The sequence below is a fragment of the Sporosarcina cyprini genome (assembly GCF_022048975.1).
GTDB classification, from domain to species: domain Bacteria; phylum Bacillota; class Bacilli; order Bacillales_A; family Planococcaceae; genus Sporosarcina; species Sporosarcina cyprini.
Genome location: NZ_JAKMHX010000007.1, coordinates 1 through 16,263, shown reverse-complemented (window position 1 = coordinate 16,263; position 16,263 = coordinate 1). Strand labels below are relative to the sequence as shown.

Below are 16,263 nucleotides of genomic sequence, written 5' to 3'. Positions count from 1 at the left end.
TCATTCAACGCATTCTTTTGGTATCCATCCGACGCTCCCGTCTTCCTTCTTGACGAGTGTGAAGCCTTCGCATGTTTCATTCACAATAGAAACGCACTCCCCCCGCTCTACGCTGAGGAACGTCGTGCTGACATCGCTTTTGCACATGCCATTTACGATATATTCGTTCTTCACCCATTGCTGGATGCCTAAGTTTTTGTTTTCACACAAGGTAAAATATGAATCTCTTTGCAGCTCTTGCACCTCATAATTCGGATATGTGACAGTTCCGCAGTTACCCGTTTGATCCTGATGGGCTAGCTTGACTTCCACAACTGGCAGCTCATCCACAAATACATGAGCAGTATCGTTGCCCTTCCAGATCAGCGCGTTCAGCTGGCCATCCCGTTTTATACAGTTTCCTCCATCGAGCGCTATTATTTTCTTAGAGACGTCAATGACTGGCGAATTGGAACTAATGGCACCCGCTCTGTAATTAACGACCGGCCAATGCCCGACAATGATAGTCTTATCCGCCATATGCCCCTGTTCATAGAAAGATGGCATGGATAAGGCATTCGCCAAGCTAGTATTTTGCCAATCGGGACGGTTCTCCACTCCCGCGTGGATGAGTATGAATTCATCTGTCTCAAACGCAACAGGCAAGCTTTCCAACCAATCAAGCGTTTCGCCGTAATGGTTCTGATAGAACTCTCCTAGCTCTTCCAATGTAGAAAAGTGATCCAGTTGTTTATCCTGCTTCACAAGTATTTCATTCAAAATAGAATAGGGCTGTTTGGCCATATAGTTGCGAATGCCCTCGACATGATCGAATACATAACGGTGAACAATGTCGCAATTGCCTTTCGTAATGAAAACACGATCCGATGCTGCCGACAGCTCTCTCACGTAGGCGACCGTAGCGAGACTATCTGGCCCCTTCTCGCAAAGATCTCCATTGATGAACAAGTAATCTTCCGGCGTATAGTTCACTTTTCCGAGCAGTCTTTTGAATAAAGGCAAGTTTGCGTGGATGTCTGAAATAATGATGATCCTTCTGTTTTCATCCAATTCTAATGTTCTTATATCTATCAATATGGTCTTTCCCCTTTTTTCTATTTACCTACAATTCTATCACATCTAAATGTTCATTTTCTTACTTAAAAAAACGAGAGGAAGTATTAGATCTCCCCTTAGTTCCATACCTATTTTGACTTCAAAACAAAAAGTTGGGATAAACTATCAACATAATAAACATCCCATGTTCAAAAAGGTAAAGGTATTTCGTATGTTTTCTTCTCTTCGTCATCTACCAGACCTTGGGCGAAGGCTTCTTCCCATGTGATGCCATATGGAACTCCTCCTTTTGTTAAGCCTGCAATAAAGAAGAAATTTTCGTCTTGCCCAAACTCTTCTCCATAGTTCCTAAATCCACTTTCTTCTTTTTTCACTATTCTTTTTTTACTCATACAAAACCACCTATTCATTACTGATTTCAAATAACTCCACTCTGTGTAACGTTCAAACCATTTCCTCTTATTTTATCACATCCATAATTTAGAATGACTAGTACACTGCAGTAAGGTAAACTTAATCTGAGATAAGCGAGCACATATGGGCATCCGCAATATAAAGCACCTTCTGTAATTCGAACCAACTTACAGGAGGAATGAAAATGACAACAAACAAATGGGTACTCCCCTTTTATCAAAAACAGTTTGAATGGCTTGACTCCAGCATGGAAGACCGAATGAAAGAAGATATTGAACGACAAGTCGACGAAGTGCAAGAGCAGGTTGGAAGGCAGTTTGATGCAATGCTCGAAATCGGAGCGGGCAGCGGCATCCTCGCAAGGGGGCTTTCCCGGCGGGGTGTGAAAATGACAACGTTGGAGCTCGTGCCGGAATTGGTTGCATTCGCAAAAAGCCGCTCTCCTGAAACCATTACGATTCACCAAGGTGATTTTTACACATATGATTTTGAAGAACGATTTGATGTCGTTGGCTACTTCGATGGGTTTGGTGTTGGCAGTGACGAGGAACAGCTTTTCCTTCTGAAACGAATGGCCAGTTGGATCAAAGAGGATGGTTGTGCATTAATCGATATCTATCAGCCGACGCATTGGCAAAAGGCGGCCGGCCAGGAAATGAATTTGGATCGCGCCAGCCGAAGATACGAGTATGATGATGAAAACGGCCGCATGCTCGATACGTGGTGGTCTATTGACAGTCCCGATGAGCCTGTCACCCAATCGTTGCGTTGCTATACAATTGAAGAGATCAGTAGCCTTTGCCGTGAAGCTGGCCTGCACATTACGGGGATTTTCCCCGGCGGCAAGATGGATTACGATGAGTGGGTCTATCATCCGGTAGCACCTCTTTCTGATTGTTTAGCGTATCGGATTAAAGTGAAGAAAGGTTAACTGCTAGTAAGTTCTTTCAAGAAATATACGAGCTTGAATTCGTTGAATTGATTTCATAAATGAACAACAGGGGTGAGGGAGTGAATAAAACATTAATAAAACAGATTCCTACAATAATTAATTGTAAAGAGGTTATTGAAATTAAAAAGGGTTTTTCCTCAGATGAAAAATTTCTAATACACATGCAAGACGGTAAAAATAAACTACTACTTCGGATGTTTGATTTACAAGTGTTGGAATTAAAGAAAAAAGAGTACTCTATTTTGGAAAGAATGCAGGATTATAACGTAACTTGTTCAAAACCGATTTCGATAGGCGAGGTAGGTAATCGAGGATATTTGATCACCTCATACTTAGAGGGGAAGGATGCGGAGGATGAAATCCTAAAATACTCAGAACAAGAACAATATAATCTTGGTATTGAGGCGGGAAAAGAATTAAGAAAAATGCACCAATTAACTGCCCCAAGTCATATTTCCTCATGGTATGCAAGAAAAGCTGAAAAGCATAAAAAATATATAGATGCTTACTTAGCTGGTCAGGTTAAGGTAAATCACGATAAAAAAATAATGAGTTTTATTGATGAGAATATCCATCTCATGAAACAACGCCCGAACTTATTTCAACATGATGATTTTCACCTTGGAAATATCATTGTGACTAATAAAAAATTCGCTGGAACTATAGACTTTGGCAGCTATGATTGGGGAGATCCTATTCATGAATTTCTTAAGATAGGTATTTTCAGCCGAGGAGTTAGCATTCCCTTTTCGATAGGACAAATCAGAGGTTATTTTGACAATAAAGAACCAGATGAAGATTTCTGGATGCTGTATGCACTTTACTTAGCGATGTGCGTTTTCTCAACTGTTGTATGGACTACAAAAACAATTCCAGACCAGATGAATGAGATGTTAGATAAAGTTTATTTGTATTTAGAAGATCATGATTACTTTAGCAGATTAAAACCTAAGTGGTATGAATAAAAGGAAGAGGGAGCAAGATTTCCGCTTCTCCCTCTTCCTTTTTCTTTAATATTTATCCCGGCTTTTCGGTGCTACGTAAAATGCAGCAGCAATCGATAGTGCGACTACAATGAACGGTGCATAGAAAATAATGAATTGATTCATATCCGCTTCACCTCACACATGTTCATCCTGCTTCCCTGCTACATACTCCTTGTCAAACAAGAACAGCTTCATGACAAGATAGAGGGATGGAACTAATAAGCAAAGGCCTGCAATGAAGGCCACGACGAGCGAAATGGCCATTGCCTCGTTTGTAAAGCTGTCGTAGATGGTCAAATGCGGATACAGCAAATATGGATAGTGTGAAATACCATAGGCAAAGAACGCCAATGCAAATTGCAAAATAAGCAGCCAGACCGCGAGCCCATATTTACGTTTCATCCATAAAAGCAATACCGTGACGAGGAAAAGCCCTGCCGAAATGGCAAACAGCCACCAAACATCTACCATCCGTTCGTAGTGCTGCGTTGTGTTTCGCTTTAATTCCACGATGATCCCCACTGCGCTGATCATGAGAGGACCCGCCCAGATCAAGGCGTATTTCCGCATGAGGTCGGATGCCCGGGAATCGTTCGCTTTCCTTGCATACCAAGTTAGAAACACAGCGGAAATATAGAGGACCGCCATGACGCTCAAAACGACAATCGCCCAAGTGAGCGGACTCTTGAACAATGCGTCATAATCCAATACTGGCTGTCCTTCGATCAAGGAGACGAAACCGCCTTCTGAAATAGTGAAGACAACCGACAAGGAGGCGGGAATCAATAAACCGGCGATGCCATACGCAAGAGCATATCCTTTGTGATATCCCTTTTTCGAGCCGTATGATTCAAAGGCATAGTAGCTGCCTCTGATCGACAAGAGGATCAACGAAACGCTTACCGGAATGAGCAGCACAGTACCGTAATAAAACGCTGTTTTCGGAAAGAAACCGACGACTCCGACAAAGAAGAACACCAGAAACACATTGGTAATTTCCCACACAGGGGAAAGGTACCGCTTGATGACATTAGTCAAAATATGATTCTTCCCTGTCAACAAGCTGTACGCATTGAAGAAGCCAGCTCCAAAATCGATTGAAGCGACGATGACATAGCCGAATAAGAATAGCCACAACACCGTAATACCCAATATCTCTAATGTCATGATCGTCCACCTTCTTCTGTCACATGTCGTTCTGCAATTTCCCGTTCAATCGGGTTATGGCGGAACATCCGGATGAGCACGACAATACTGCCAATCGCCAAGACGAGGTACAATGCCGCGAAAGCAATGAGCATCAAGTCTACACCTCCGCTTGTTGTTGCCCCTTCCGCTGTTTTCATATAGCCGCGTAAAATCCAAGGCTGTCTTCCAACTTCCGCGAGCCACCAGCCGGCCTCAATGGCGAGCAATGCGAGCGGGCCGCCTGCAATGATCGTTCTTGTAAACCATTTGCTCGAAATCCATTTCCAGCCCCGCCATTTTCCGACGAGATAGACGAGCGCAACGAACAGCAGGAACATGCCGATCATTACCATCAGATCAAACAGATAATGAATATAAAGAGGGGGCACTTCATCCGCAGGGAATTGGTCGAGTCCAATCACTTCAGCTGTTGGATTATTATGTGCCAAGATGCTCAGTGCATATGGGATTTTAAATGCATACTTCACTTCTTCCCCATCTGTCATACCGAACAAAATGAGCGGCGCACCTTTCTCTGTTTCAAAATGCCACTCTGCAGCTGCGAGTTTTTCCGGTTGGTACTCCGCAAGATATTTACCGGAGAAATCACCTACGACTGCGGCAGCAACCGCAAAGATAAGCCCTAGCTTCATCAGCATATGAAGCGCTTTTTTATGGTACACATGCTTTGAACCACGAAGCATCCGGTACGCTGCGATAGAAGCCAAAGCAAAAGCGGATGTCATGTATGCAGTAACGAGGACATGCGCTACTTTCGTTGGCATCGCAGGATTCAGCATGGCAAGGAACGGCTGAATATTAACAAGCTCTCCATTGACCACATCAAAGCCTTGCGGTGCATTCATGAATGCATTGACAATGGTAATGAACACGGCCGACATGGACGCTCCAATCGCGACAGGCACCAGCAACAGCATATGGCGTTTCTGATTCTTAAAGCGATCCCATGTGTACAAATAGATGCCCAGGAAAATCGCTTCAAAGAAAAACGCGAACGTTTCCATGAACAATGGCAAAGCGATCACTTGTCCCGCCAATTCCATGAAATTCGGCCAGAGCAAGGACAGCTGCAAGCCGATCGCTGTTCCCGTAACGACCCCGACCGCTACCGTGATCACAAATCCGCGAGCCCAGCGCCGTGCTAATAAAATATAATGTTCATCATTCTTTTTAAAGCCGACCCATTGGGCGATCATGATCATCAGGGGCACCCCGACGCCTATTGTTGCGTAGAGGATATGAAAAGATAATGTTAATTCGGTTAATACCCGACTCCAGAATACAGCAGAATCGTTGACCATCTTTCCTTCATCTCCTTAGCTTCCAAATATCCTGCCGATGATAGATACCAGCATTATGACGGCAACCGTAAAGCTGAGAATCATGAGCCGTCTTTCCTGTTTTCGATACATGGTGATTCCCCTCCCGGACTTACAAAATATCAAGCCAGATTTTGACCGCAGTCGCCAAGATTAACACAGCCAGAATGCCTTGCAGGACCTTTGTGTTCACCTTTCCGCCTGCTTTCGCTCCTAGCGGGGCTGCGAGAAGACTCGCGACAATCATAATAACGGCAGGAAGATAATCGACTTGGCCGGTAGCCAGCTTTCCTGCGGTCGCGCCGATGGAGGATATGAAGGTGATCGCAAGGCTAGTCGCAATGGTCATCCGTGTCGGGATGCCGAGGACAACGAGCATGATTGGGACAAGCAGGAATCCTCCAGCCGCTCCGACAATGCCAGAACCGATCCCGACAATGAATGCTAAGACCGCGGCCAGTGTTTTATTGAACGTCACCTGATCCATCGGAATATCATCAATCTTCTTTTTCGGCACGAACATCATGACCGCGGCAATCAAAGCGAGAATACCGTAGACGATATTAACGCCGCTTTCCGAGAGAAATTGGGAGCCATAGCTGCCGACAAGTGACCCGAGTAAAATGGAGCCCCCCATATAGACGATCAAGGATTTATTCAAATAACCGCCTTTTCGATAGGCCCACACACCCGCAATGGATGCAAAGAATACTTGAACCGCACTAATCCCGGACACCTCATGGGCCGAGAAGGCGGCCAATCCGAACAACGGCGGAATATACAGCAGCATAGGGTATTTAATGATCGATCCGCCGATCCCGAGCATGCCCGATACAAACGAACCGATGAATCCGATCAAGAAAATGACAATGAAAAATGTGAAATCCATGGCTTTCAGCTCCTTACCAGTTCTAACTTTCTATCTATATCCTTAGTATAGAACGGGTATGGACTGCCCCATATAGGGGTTTTCCACTAAAGAAACGGTAGCCGGGCAAAAGAAAAACCAACCGTCTTCCTCTGCGAGGAATGGTTGGTTCTTGTCGTTAGACGTATTTATTTGCGAGCCCGTATTGAATTAGCTCCGACTTATCTTTCAGCTCCAGTTTCTGCATGATGTTCGCCTTATGATTTTCGACTGTTTTACTGCTGATGAAAAGCTTTTTGCCGATTTGGACATTCGTAAATCCAAGGATGGTCAACCGGACAATTTCCTGCTCCCTGACAGTTAAGAGCTCCCCTTTTTCCTTACCCTTCTGTTTAAAGAGCTTCTCCAGCTGCTCCTCCGGCAAGCCGACACTGTAATACCGTTTGCCATTATGGACTGACTTGATGGCGTCATAGAGCTCGTTTCCTTGGCTGTTTTTAAGCAGATAGCCATGCGCATTCACTTCTATCCCTTTTTGGATATAGACGATTTCGTTGTGCATCGTCAGCAGAATAATTTTAACGTGGCTGACCTGCTTCATGATTTCCTGCGTGGCAGTGAATCCATCCAGTCCATTGGGGATGGAGATGTCCATGAGCACTACATCCGGTTGTGTCTGGACAGCCAATTGGATCGCTTCCTCGCCATCACCTGCTTCGCCGACAACTTGAATGTCCCGGTAGTTTTCAAGCAGCAGGATGATTCCTTTCCGGATGAGCACATGATCATCTACGACGAGCACTTTAATCATAGAGGTATCCCTCCTTCCATTTCGGAATTTGAATATCGATGCGTGTCCCTTCGCCTGGGGCTGAATGGATGGAGTAAATGCCATCTAATTGATCGATCCGCTCCTGCATATGTTTCAAACCAAGGCCTTCTTTTTTAATCGATTCCATGTCAAAACCGATCCCATCATCTTGAATGTACAAGGCGAGGTTGTCATCCAGTCTGTCCAAATGAACGATGACATGGCTGGCTGACGCGTACTTGATGACGTTATGCAATGCTTCTTGCACCACACGGTACAGGTTAATTTCAACAGATGGATGGCAACGATCTGTGAAGTTTGTCTCAAACTGGATGTCGAGTTCAGGATGAAGCTTCTGAACCGAATCAATGAGCGTCTTCAGTGTCGGCCCAATGCCCAGCTGATCGATGCTATGCGGCCTTAATTGATAGGAATACATCTTAATGTCGTTCATGACCTTCTGCAATTCCATCCGGACTTCCTCTATATACGTATTGAGCTTCGGATTATTGACATAGGACTCGATCGCTTGCAGAGCAACAGAGATGGAGTAGAGGGATTGCCCTACCCCATCATGCAATTCCTGAGCGAGCCGCTTATGCTCCGATTCCTTCGCTTCAATTAATTTCTTAATCATCATTTTGGAGAAGCGGGCTTCCTCCTCTTTCAATTGCAGCGTTTGGTCCCGCAACACAAGCAAATATTCCTTTCGGTCGTTCTTGGGATCTGTGTAGATGAGGGCTGTACTCATTTCCACATCAATTTTCTTTCCGTGATACGTCGGCATTTTAGAAAGGAAGTACGGGACTTCATTATTCTCAATTAAATAGCATCGATTTTCCCCATGGCCCGTTGTGCGATGCTCGCAAAAAGAGCAGAACGGAACAGAGTCCGTCAGATCCCAGCCCGTTAATCGCTTTGCCGAAGGATTCATCATGAGGATTTGCCGGCGATCATCCATAATGATGATTCCATCCTGTATATTTCTGAATATCTGTTCTAAGTATTCGCTTCCCCAATTCATATGATCCATCATGACCGTCCGGCCCCTTCCTCCGTATGCTTGTCTTCCTTCATCTTAGCATATCCATCTGCACTGGTTGTAGGATGGATACCTGTAAGAAGCGGCTCGGATGCAGTCAAAAACGGGGAGCCGAGTAAGATTTACATGGGCATTCAGTCAGCGTATAACTTGTAACTCCATAGCCTTTTCTGCGCAAATAACGGATGCTCAAATTTCGATTCAGCGAATTGTCCGCAATAATATGGACCTGTTTGCCGGGAATCATTTCAAGATTTCTCTTCAAATAGGCAAATGGGATATTCACAGCTTGTTCAAACGGCTCGTGATCCGCTAGCTGATAATCCCGCACGTCAATAATGGCCGTCTGTTCCGGGGGCTCATCAACACACGAAGCACCCGATATCGGGGCAATCCGTTCATATAGCCTCCACGCCAAAAAGCTCGCGAGCACGGTAACTACAAATCCCATTCACAGTTCCTCCTCTCTGTGCTGAAAAGCCGCCAAGGCAATGAGTGACCTTGGCGGCTATGATTCATTATGTTGATTAGTTAACTTCCCTGCTCCATCTTGCGTAACCGCCAGCCATATTGACTACATTTTTAATGCCATTCGCCTGAAGGACACTCGCTGCGATTGCAGACCGGCCTCCTGCTTGGCAATGAACAATGATTTTTTTGTCGTCTTTCACTTCATCCAACCGTTTGCGAAGAGTACCGAGCATGAGATGTTGCGCCTGTTCAATATTGCCGGCGTCAAATTCTGTTTTATTCCGGACATCCATCACATACACATCTTCGTTCTCCATCATCTCTTTCGCTTCCAGCGGAGTAATGTTTTCGTATGATTCAAGCTGAGAAGCTTCTTTCAATACTTCCACATCGGCATACCCTACCACATTATCAATTCCAACGGAACGGAGTGCAATCAGCATCTCTTCCAAATCAGCCGGATCAACGAGCAAGTAAAGCGGCTGTTCATAATTCACCAGCCAGCCGGACCAGTTCGCAAATGAATTATTGAATGGAATATTGATGGACCCTTCCATATGGCCTGCCGCAAATTCGTCCGCTTTCCGTGTATCTAGCACCTGATGGCCGGCAGCGATGACAGCTTCCACCTCTGCCAACGAACTCAATTGCTTCACTTCCGGCAGATTTTTAATCAATTCGATTCCCACTTTGTTCACATGCTTCATGACAGCGAAATAGTAAGGCGGCTCTGGCTGGCCGTCCAGCAAGGCGGTAATAAAATCTGCTTCGTTATCAAATTTCATGGCCCAGTTAAATTGTTTTTCATAACCGACTGTTGACGATGGAACCGCACCAAGCGCTTTACCGCATGCACTTCCTGCACCATGGGCCGGCCAAACTTGCAAGTAATCTGGGAGCGCTTTGAACTTTTTAAGAGACTGATACATCGCTTGCGCTCCAGACTCGGACGTTCCTTGGATTCCTGCAGCTTTTTCCAGCAAGTCCGGACGGCCGATATCACCGACAAATACGAAATCTCCAGAGAAGATGCCCATCGGCTCATCTGCAACTCCGCCGCGGTCCGTAAGCAGGAATGAAATACTTTCAGGCGTATGGCCAGGTGTATGCATCGTTTTGAAAACGAGATTTCCTATCTTGAATTCATCGCCATCCTTCAAAAGCTGATGCGGAATATGCTCGATGTTCTGATATTTCCAATCTGCATCGCCTTCGTCTGAAATGTAAAGAGTCGTTCCGAAGCGATCGGCAAGTTCACGGGACCCAGAAACAAAGTCCGCATGGATGTGTGTTTCTAACGCGCCGACAATTTTCATGTTTTCTTTCTCGGCCAATTCAATATACGGTGCAATGTTCCGCATTGGATCCACGACAACCGCTTCCCCTTTGGCTTGGCAGCCGACGAAATAAGATGCATGAGCTAATTTTTCATCATAAAAATAACGTAGTAACATATGTGTTCAATCCCCTATCCATTATTTTTTTGTGTACGTTCATTCAAAACTTCCATCGTTGCTTGCACATAGCACAAGCCCTTTTGCACCATCGGATCTTTCAACCATTTTACAAGTGAGAAAAGCTTGACGTTCTGAGGGTTGCATTCCATTCGATTTTGCACTTCCTCGAAGAGGGTTAAGCCATCTTTCCCTTTTCGCACGAATGGGTCGGCATACTCTTTTACATTGGACATCAAATAATCGACAGATTGCTCATCCTGAATGACAGCTGTCACAAATTCCATGATTTCTTCGAGCTGTTCGATCAACTTGAGCAGCTTTGGCAGTTTTTCAAGCAATGCGACCATCGCAGTAATGGTTTCTATATTCAGATTGTAGGTTGATAATAGCTGATCATATTTTTGAATCGCGGTTTGATCCTCGAAAACTGCTTTGCCAAACTGGACGGCATTCCCGATGGAGTCGATGCTTTTTTCGAATTCAGGCAGCTTATTCAAAAGTGATGTGAGCGATTGCTGGACCTCTGGCCGTTCCAATTCCGTCATCAATTGAAGCAAGTCTCCGCCTTCCTGCGCATTTTCATTCTTCATCTCCGTCATCCTCCTTCCTCGATGAATCGTTTACATCGTTCCTTTCAGCATGCCGTCCCAGTACATAATTGGCAGTAAATCCTTTTTCATTACATACATGCTTGTCCGTTCCACGGCCTGGTTGAACGGCATGGATTCCACTGGCTGTTTATCATAATTGAATTCTGCCAAGATCAGCTTGTTATAGCCTGTGACAATTGGACAGGAGGAATAGCCGTCATACGTTGCTGGCATAGGCTGCTGGCGCATAAGTGCGATCAAATTCTCGGCAACGACCGGTGCCTGTTTGCGGATGGCCGCCCCTGTTTTCGATGTCGGCAAATTCGCATTGTCCCCAAGAGCAAATACATTGGCATAGCGAACATGCTGAAGTGTATAAGGATGAACATCGACCCAGCCGTTGGCATCTGCCAAAGCGCTCGTACGGATGAAGGCTGGCGCCTGCATATATGGTGTTACATGAATCATGTCATAAGGAATCTCTTCTATTTCATGTGTATCGAGGTGCTCAAATACCGCGATTTTTTCATCCGCTTTGATTTCAATCAGGTTTCGGCGGAAACGGGCATCGATTTGCTTGCGTTCCACGACCTTCTCCAAAGCGAGCCGATATTTTTCTACATCAAAGATGGCAGGATTGGCTGAACCGAAAATCACTTTCGTCTTGTCGCGCACATCGGAACGCTGGAAATGATCTTCTGCCAAGTACATGATTTTTTGAGGCGCGCCGCCGCATTTCACCGGTGAAGCCGGATGCGTGAACAATGCGGTGCCGCCTTTGAACGATCGGATCGTCTCCCATGTATAGTCGACATGCTCGTAAGAATAGTTGCTGCATACATTCTTCGTGCCAAGGTTCTCCGACAATCCTTTGATCGCATTCCAGTTAATTTCAATGCCGCTCGCCACAACAAGGTAGTCATACGTTAAGGTATTTCCCTCTGCAATTGTCAGCGCATTTTCCTCCGGGCTGAAGGATGTGACAGCATCTTGGATCCATACGGCTCCTTGCGGAATCAAGCTTCCCATTGACCTCTCCGAGTCCTCTTTTTTCGCTGCTCCTCCGCCGACCAATGTCCAAAGCGGTTGATAATAATGTTTCTTTGCCGGATCTATGATGGCCACTTCGCCCATCAATGCTTGCGATTGACGCAGTAACCGGGCAGCAACCGAAATCCCTGCGGATCCTCCACCTACGATGACGACTCTGTATGAAGTCTTCATGTGAACGCCTCCTTGTTTCATGTTGTAACTTTATCTATGTACATTGTAGAGTAGGCGGAAAAATCAAAGTATAGGGGTTTCCCCCTAAAAGGGATTGCAGCAAAAAAAAGCGTGCAGACAAAGTTATGATCACTTTATCTGCACGCCGAGTGCTGAATATGATAGGGATTTACCTTAATGCTACTGCACATCCTGCAGCTAGAATGGAAAAGAAGAGCGCACTCATGACAAAATCATGTTTGCCAATCCGGACGACTTGATAAAATGCCAGCCGCTTCTCTCCCGTAAATCCTCTCGCTTCCATCGCAAAAGCCGAACGTTCCGCTTTCCGGACGGCGCCCGCCAGCATCGGCAAAAGGATGCGCCTCAAATTCCATAGCCGGACGATCGCATTCTTATCTCGAACAGCGCCACGCAACCGATGAGCCTGCTGAATATGGACGAATTCCTCTTTCATTACAGGCAGGAATTGATAGCCGACTAAAATACTATAAGCGATTTTTGGGGACAGCTTTAATTGCTGCATGAGACTTAAGATGAACTTAGTTGGATCCGTTGTGAAGGCAAAAAGCAGAGACAGCCCGGCAAATGCCAGCACCCGGAAGCTAAGCGATAACGCATGATCCAGCTGTGTTCTCGTAACGTCATACTGAAACACCGACCAGACAACAGCACCTGTACGCTCCTCCGCAAAAACGATCGTCGTCCAAAAGTAGCCAAATGACATGATCAAAAAGGGGATCATGAACAACAGCCACTTCTTCCAATCGATTGTGCTGAAGCAAAGCTGCAAGAGGATTACCCCTCCCCAGCAAATCAATGGCGTCCACGGATTAAAGAAAAACGCCAATGTTAGCATGCAAACAGTGATGACAAGGAATTTCACAGAAGGGTTCATCTTATGCAAAGCTTGCTTCATATGTAGCCACTCCCTTCGGAGCCATCAAACGGTGGGCTTCCAGCAATTCCGGCTTTATCCAGACATCGTCCGAATGAAACATACCTGTCAATCTCCCATCTTTCATTAACAGAATACGGTCCGCAATCGCATAAGCAAACTCCATATCATGGGTGACAATGAGAAATGCCGTTCCTTCTCTGGCCCTTTCGTCAATCAAGCGGGACAGCTCCTGCAACGAAACGGCATCTTGGCCGGAGGTCGGTTCGTCCATTAAAATAACATCCCGTCCATCACACAGCATAGCCGCAATGGCAACACGACGTTTCTGCCCGTGGCTTACCGCGAACGGATGGGACTGGGCTACCGGCTCCAGTTGCAACGCCTCCATTATTTCACGAGACTTCTGTCCTCCTCCGTAAGCAATTTCCTCTTCCACTGTTTTGGAGACAAAAAGAAATTCCGGAGACTGCGGGACATATCCTAGCGCTTTCGGAACAACAGTCCCTTTTGTTGGAATCAAACCGGCGAGCGCTTTCAGCATCGTTGATTTCCCGCTCCCATTCGCGCCTGCCAGTACAGCTACTTCTCCCTTTTGAAGTGTAAATGAAGCTTGCTGGAGAAAGGTGGATGTACACAGTTTCTCTACCTTCAAAGCACATTCATCTTGTCCAGAAGGCGTGCGCTTCTTTATTTCTCGCACATGCGGCTGACCGTAAAGCACGAGTTCCCGAGTGAAAAAACCACCCCATAAATCCAAACGGTGCTCAATGGCTATAACCGTAAATCCTTGTTCCTTCTGCAATCGGTCAAGCAAACGGACAAAGGACTGAGCAGAAAGCGAATCTAAATGAGAGAGTGGTTCATCGAGCAGCAGGATTTCAGGTTCCATAATTAATGCACAAGCGAGTGCGATCCGTTGCTTTTCTCCACCCGATAGCTGTTGGATGACGGCATCCCGAAACTCTGTCAGCTCTGTTAGCCGCAATACGTCTGCTATTTTCCCATTCATATCAGAACGCGGTGTCCGCAGATTTTCGAGAGTGAACGCCAGCTCCTCCTCGACAGTGCGCATGCAAAATTGAGAGTCTGGGTCTTGGAAGACCGTTGCAATTCGGCGATTTACCTCGCCCGGGACATATTCATTGGCGTCTTTCCCAAATATCGCAATACTGCCTTTCAACTCGCCATCACAGTTTTCAGGATACAGTCGGTTGATTAAATAAAGTATCGTTGATTTACCGCAACCACTCGGTCCCGTGAGGACAACCCGCTCCCCTGCCTGAATGGAAAACGAAAGATCTTTGACTATGCATTCTGTTTCATCCGGATACCGAAAGCCTACCGAATCGAACGCAATAACTTCATGCACGCGCGTCACCCTTCACAGCCCTTGCAATTGGATAGCCCCGAAGCGAACCAGTCGCAAGCAAACCATCCACAACAAACTTTCCGCCGGCACCAGCAATGAGCGCACCGCTCGCAATTCGGATGCCGAGCATTAACAGCACATAGCCAGGTTGGAAGACAGAAAAACCGCCCAGCAAATAGCCATAGGCAAAGCTGAATATGGAGGAACCAACGCCCGCCAACATCAGAACCGGCAAGGTAAAACGCTTATAGCCAGTTGCCGCAAAAGCAGCTTCCGCACCCAGCCCTTGAATGAGTCCAGATAATATTAAACGCGGCCCGACTGCATTCCCGAGAAGCACTTCGATTGCCGCCGCAATGGTTTCCGATATGACAGCGGCTCCAGGTTTCCGGATAATATACATACAAATGATTGAAACGATAAACCAAATGCCAAAAATCCATTCGTATGCGATCGGCCCGATAAAGCCCGACCAAATATTGCCGACATGCAAAAACAATAAATAGACGATGCCGAACACGACAGAAAATAAAGCCATCAGGACGACTTCTTTCAATTTCCACTTAGCGAGCATGTTAGCGCCCTCCTTCATGGGAAGGACTGTTGATGCTCATGGACACGGTCATGACAAGATGGCGATGCTCCTCAGACCGCGCATTTGTAAAGGCTTCTTCATAGAACGCGAACACCTCATGAATATCACCATGAATGCCGCTGGCGTAATGCATCGACTCATTAAAGACACCTTGTTTCTTCGCACGGTCCACTTCCCGGTAGATGATCTCCATATAAGAAGGATTATTCATCGGATACAAAGCAAACTGCGAGGACACATACTGTTTCGTGTCATCCGTATTCAATAATTCATCGTCAACCTCCAAATAGACATCCCCCGCGTTATCGCCCGGACAGCCTGCAGAAAACGTGCCGGATAGGGCTACGTGCTTTCCACTTTTAGCCGCGTGTAGCGTCAGTGCCTTCGCCACATTGAAAACATGCGCCTGCTTCCCGCGGATCACCGTGGACACATCATCCGTATGCATCCAAACAGCCGACGTATCCATCTCCTCCAGCGCCCCCTTAATAATCGAAACAAAATCATCTGCCATCGGATACAGCGAAAACCGGAATCCGACAATTGGACTCGTACCACATTGCATGTAAAAACCCCCTTGAAATTTTCATAAAAAAAGAGACTACATCCGAGGAGATGTAGCCACTTGTCCATTTGCAAACAAAGGGAAAGTCACTACACTTCCCCACGCAGGCATTATCCTGATCGGGTCATAAGGGATCGGAGCCACGCTCACATCTCAGCCAAAAACGGCACCCCTAGTGCAGAAACGGTATGTAGTTTTCAATTTTATGATTGCCATCAGTATAGTATATGGGCGGGGGAATGTAAACAGGACGGATTGTTGAGTAAGTGAGTTGTTGATGATTTGAGAGGAGAACCTGGACGCTGGCAGTTGGGAGTGATAGTTAGTTTTTGGCATGGGGGTTTGGCGTTCGTTTCGGTTTATTGGCGTTCAGCTAGAGTTATTGGCGTTCGTTTCGACTTATTGGCGTTCAGCTAGAGTTATTGGCGTTCGTT

The 16,263-nt window shown here is 46.1% G+C and carries 18 protein-coding genes and 1 riboswitch; of the genes, 2 read left to right on the top strand and 16 right to left on the bottom strand.

Annotated elements, in window-relative coordinates; genetic code table 11:
- Together L7D49_RS00690 and L7D49_RS00685 are read right to left on the bottom strand one after the other, a co-directional pair.
- Window positions 1-1,074, bottom strand: a complete 1,074-nt coding sequence (locus tag L7D49_RS00690) for a metallophosphoesterase (protein ID WP_238078853.1) — start codon at window positions 1,072-1,074, stop codon at window positions 1-3.
- A gap of 170 nt (window positions 1,075-1,244) precedes the next feature.
- Window positions 1,245-1,448, bottom strand: coding sequence for a hypothetical protein (locus L7D49_RS00685; RefSeq protein WP_238078852.1), 204 nt, complete (start codon window positions 1,446-1,448; stop codon window positions 1,245-1,247).
- A 206-nt stretch (window positions 1,449-1,654) separates the two neighbouring features.
- Here L7D49_RS00685 and L7D49_RS00680 point away from each other — a divergent pair, with 206 nt between their 5' ends.
- On the top strand, window positions 1,655-2,401 hold the full coding sequence (locus L7D49_RS00680) for a class I SAM-dependent methyltransferase (protein WP_238078851.1): 747 nt from the start codon (window positions 1,655-1,657) through the stop codon (window positions 2,399-2,401).
- An 80-nt stretch (window positions 2,402-2,481) separates the two neighbouring features.
- Entirely contained in the window at window positions 2,482-3,387 is a 906-nt protein-coding gene (locus L7D49_RS00675) for an aminoglycoside phosphotransferase family protein (RefSeq protein ID WP_238078850.1), read from the top strand.
- A 45-nt stretch (window positions 3,388-3,432) separates the two neighbouring features.
- On the opposite strand, the gene cydS is transcribed toward L7D49_RS00675, so the two are convergent.
- From cydS to L7D49_RS00610, 14 genes are all read right to left on the bottom strand, one after another.
- Window positions 3,433-3,531, bottom strand: coding sequence for a cytochrome bd oxidase small subunit CydS family protein (gene cydS, locus L7D49_RS20395; protein ID WP_418895840.1), 99 nt, complete (start codon window positions 3,529-3,531; stop codon window positions 3,433-3,435).
- Window positions 3,532-3,543: 12 nt separating this feature from the next.
- On the bottom strand, window positions 3,544-4,575 hold the full coding sequence (locus tag L7D49_RS00670; RefSeq protein ID WP_238078849.1) for a cytochrome d ubiquinol oxidase subunit II: 1,032 nt from the start codon (window positions 4,573-4,575) through the stop codon (window positions 3,544-3,546).
- Window positions 4,572-5,918 (bottom strand): cytochrome ubiquinol oxidase subunit I, encoded by a 1,347-nt coding sequence (locus L7D49_RS00665; RefSeq protein WP_238078848.1) that lies wholly within the window; start codon window positions 5,916-5,918, stop codon window positions 4,572-4,574. Before L7D49_RS00665 ends, L7D49_RS00670 begins: the two co-directional genes overlap by 4 nt.
- A 130-nt stretch (window positions 5,919-6,048) precedes the next feature.
- Window positions 6,049-6,825 (bottom strand): sulfite exporter TauE/SafE family protein, encoded by a 777-nt coding sequence (locus L7D49_RS00660; protein ID WP_238078847.1) that lies wholly within the window; start codon window positions 6,823-6,825, stop codon window positions 6,049-6,051.
- Window positions 6,826-6,982: 157 nt separating this feature from the next.
- Complete coding sequence (locus tag L7D49_RS00655) at window positions 6,983-7,615, bottom strand: response regulator (protein WP_238078846.1); 633 nt, start codon at window positions 7,613-7,615, stop codon at window positions 6,983-6,985.
- Window positions 7,608-8,651: an ATP-binding protein gene (locus L7D49_RS00650; RefSeq protein WP_238078845.1), complete on the bottom strand. Its 1,044-nt coding sequence runs from the start codon at window positions 8,649-8,651 to the stop codon at window positions 7,608-7,610. Before L7D49_RS00650 ends, L7D49_RS00655 begins: the two co-directional genes overlap by 8 nt.
- A 103-nt stretch (window positions 8,652-8,754) precedes the next feature.
- The gene (locus L7D49_RS00645; protein WP_238078844.1) at window positions 8,755-9,108 is read right to left on the bottom strand and encodes a hypothetical protein; all 354 of its coding nucleotides are present in this window, start codon (window positions 9,106-9,108) and stop codon (window positions 8,755-8,757) included.
- Between the two features lie 76 nt (window positions 9,109-9,184).
- A complete protein-coding gene (locus L7D49_RS00640) occupies window positions 9,185-10,582 on the bottom strand; it encodes an MBL fold metallo-hydrolase (RefSeq protein ID WP_238078843.1) in 1,398 nt (465 codons plus the stop codon).
- 14 nt (window positions 10,583-10,596) lie between these two features.
- The gene (locus L7D49_RS00635) at window positions 10,597-11,175 is read right to left on the bottom strand and encodes a hypothetical protein (RefSeq protein ID WP_238078842.1); all 579 of its coding nucleotides are present in this window, start codon (window positions 11,173-11,175) and stop codon (window positions 10,597-10,599) included.
- 30 nt (window positions 11,176-11,205) lie between these two features.
- Window positions 11,206-12,399, bottom strand: coding sequence for an NAD(P)/FAD-dependent oxidoreductase (locus L7D49_RS00630; protein ID WP_238078841.1), 1,194 nt, complete (start codon window positions 12,397-12,399; stop codon window positions 11,206-11,208).
- A gap of 169 nt (window positions 12,400-12,568) precedes the next feature.
- Window positions 12,569-13,318, bottom strand: a complete 750-nt coding sequence (locus L7D49_RS00625) for an energy-coupling factor transporter transmembrane component T family protein (protein WP_238078840.1) — start codon at window positions 13,316-13,318, stop codon at window positions 12,569-12,571.
- Window positions 13,299-14,669, bottom strand: a complete 1,371-nt coding sequence (locus tag L7D49_RS20290) for an ABC transporter ATP-binding protein (protein ID WP_238078839.1) — start codon at window positions 14,667-14,669, stop codon at window positions 13,299-13,301. The genes L7D49_RS00625 and L7D49_RS20290 overlap by 20 nt, the downstream gene beginning before the upstream one ends.
- Entirely contained in the window at window positions 14,662-15,243 is a 582-nt protein-coding gene (locus L7D49_RS00615; protein ID WP_238078838.1) for an ECF transporter S component, read from the bottom strand. Before L7D49_RS00615 ends, L7D49_RS20290 begins: the two co-directional genes overlap by 8 nt.
- 1 nt (window position 15,244) lies before the next feature.
- Window positions 15,245-15,829, bottom strand: coding sequence for a YkoF family thiamine/hydroxymethylpyrimidine-binding protein (locus L7D49_RS00610; RefSeq protein ID WP_238078837.1), 585 nt, complete (start codon window positions 15,827-15,829; stop codon window positions 15,245-15,247).
- 79 nt (window positions 15,830-15,908) lie between these two features.
- Window positions 15,909-16,013: riboswitch (TPP riboswitch) on the bottom strand.
- Window positions 16,014-16,263: the final 250 nt, after the last annotated feature.

Excerpts from the sequence above, each read along its gene's own strand:
- L7D49_RS00670 (WP_238078849.1), bottom strand. The coding sequence starts at position 4,575 with ATGACATTAGAGATATTGGGTATTACGGTGTTGTGGCTATTCTTATTC.
- L7D49_RS00680 (WP_238078851.1), top strand. The coding sequence starts at position 1,655 with ATGACAACAAACAAATGGGTACTCCCCTTTTATCAAAAACAGTTTGAA.
- L7D49_RS00650 (WP_238078845.1), bottom strand. The coding sequence starts at position 8,651 with ATGATGGATCATATGAATTGGGGAAGCGAATACTTAGAACAGATATTC.
- L7D49_RS00635 (WP_238078842.1), bottom strand. The coding sequence starts at position 11,175 with ATGAAGAATGAAAATGCGCAGGAAGGCGGAGACTTGCTTCAATTGATG.
- L7D49_RS00645 (WP_238078844.1), bottom strand. The coding sequence starts at position 9,108 with ATGGGATTTGTAGTTACCGTGCTCGCGAGCTTTTTGGCGTGGAGGCTA.
- L7D49_RS00640 (WP_238078843.1), bottom strand. The coding sequence starts at position 10,582 with ATGTTACTACGTTATTTTTATGATGAAAAATTAGCTCATGCATCTTAT.
- L7D49_RS00685 (WP_238078852.1), bottom strand. The coding sequence starts at position 1,448 with ATGAGTAAAAAAAGAATAGTGAAAAAAGAAGAAAGTGGATTTAGGAAC.
- L7D49_RS00655 (WP_238078846.1), bottom strand. The coding sequence starts at position 7,615 with ATGATTAAAGTGCTCGTCGTAGATGATCATGTGCTCATCCGGAAAGGA.
- L7D49_RS00630 (WP_238078841.1), bottom strand. The coding sequence starts at position 12,399 with ATGAAGACTTCATACAGAGTCGTCATCGTAGGTGGAGGATCCGCAGGG.
- L7D49_RS00610 (WP_238078837.1), bottom strand. The coding sequence starts at position 15,829 with ATGCAATGTGGTACGAGTCCAATTGTCGGATTCCGGTTTTCGCTGTAT.
- L7D49_RS00625 (WP_238078840.1), bottom strand. The coding sequence starts at position 13,318 with ATGAAGCAAGCTTTGCATAAGATGAACCCTTCTGTGAAATTCCTTGTC.
- L7D49_RS00615 (WP_238078838.1), bottom strand. The coding sequence starts at position 15,243 with ATGCTCGCTAAGTGGAAATTGAAAGAAGTCGTCCTGATGGCTTTATTT.
- cydS (WP_418895840.1), bottom strand. The coding sequence starts at position 3,531 with ATGAATCAATTCATTATTTTCTATGCACCGTTCATTGTAGTCGCACTA.
- L7D49_RS00665 (WP_238078848.1), bottom strand. The coding sequence starts at position 5,918 with ATGGTCAACGATTCTGCTGTATTCTGGAGTCGGGTATTAACCGAATTA.
- L7D49_RS00660 (WP_238078847.1), bottom strand. The coding sequence starts at position 6,825 with ATGGATTTCACATTTTTCATTGTCATTTTCTTGATCGGATTCATCGGT.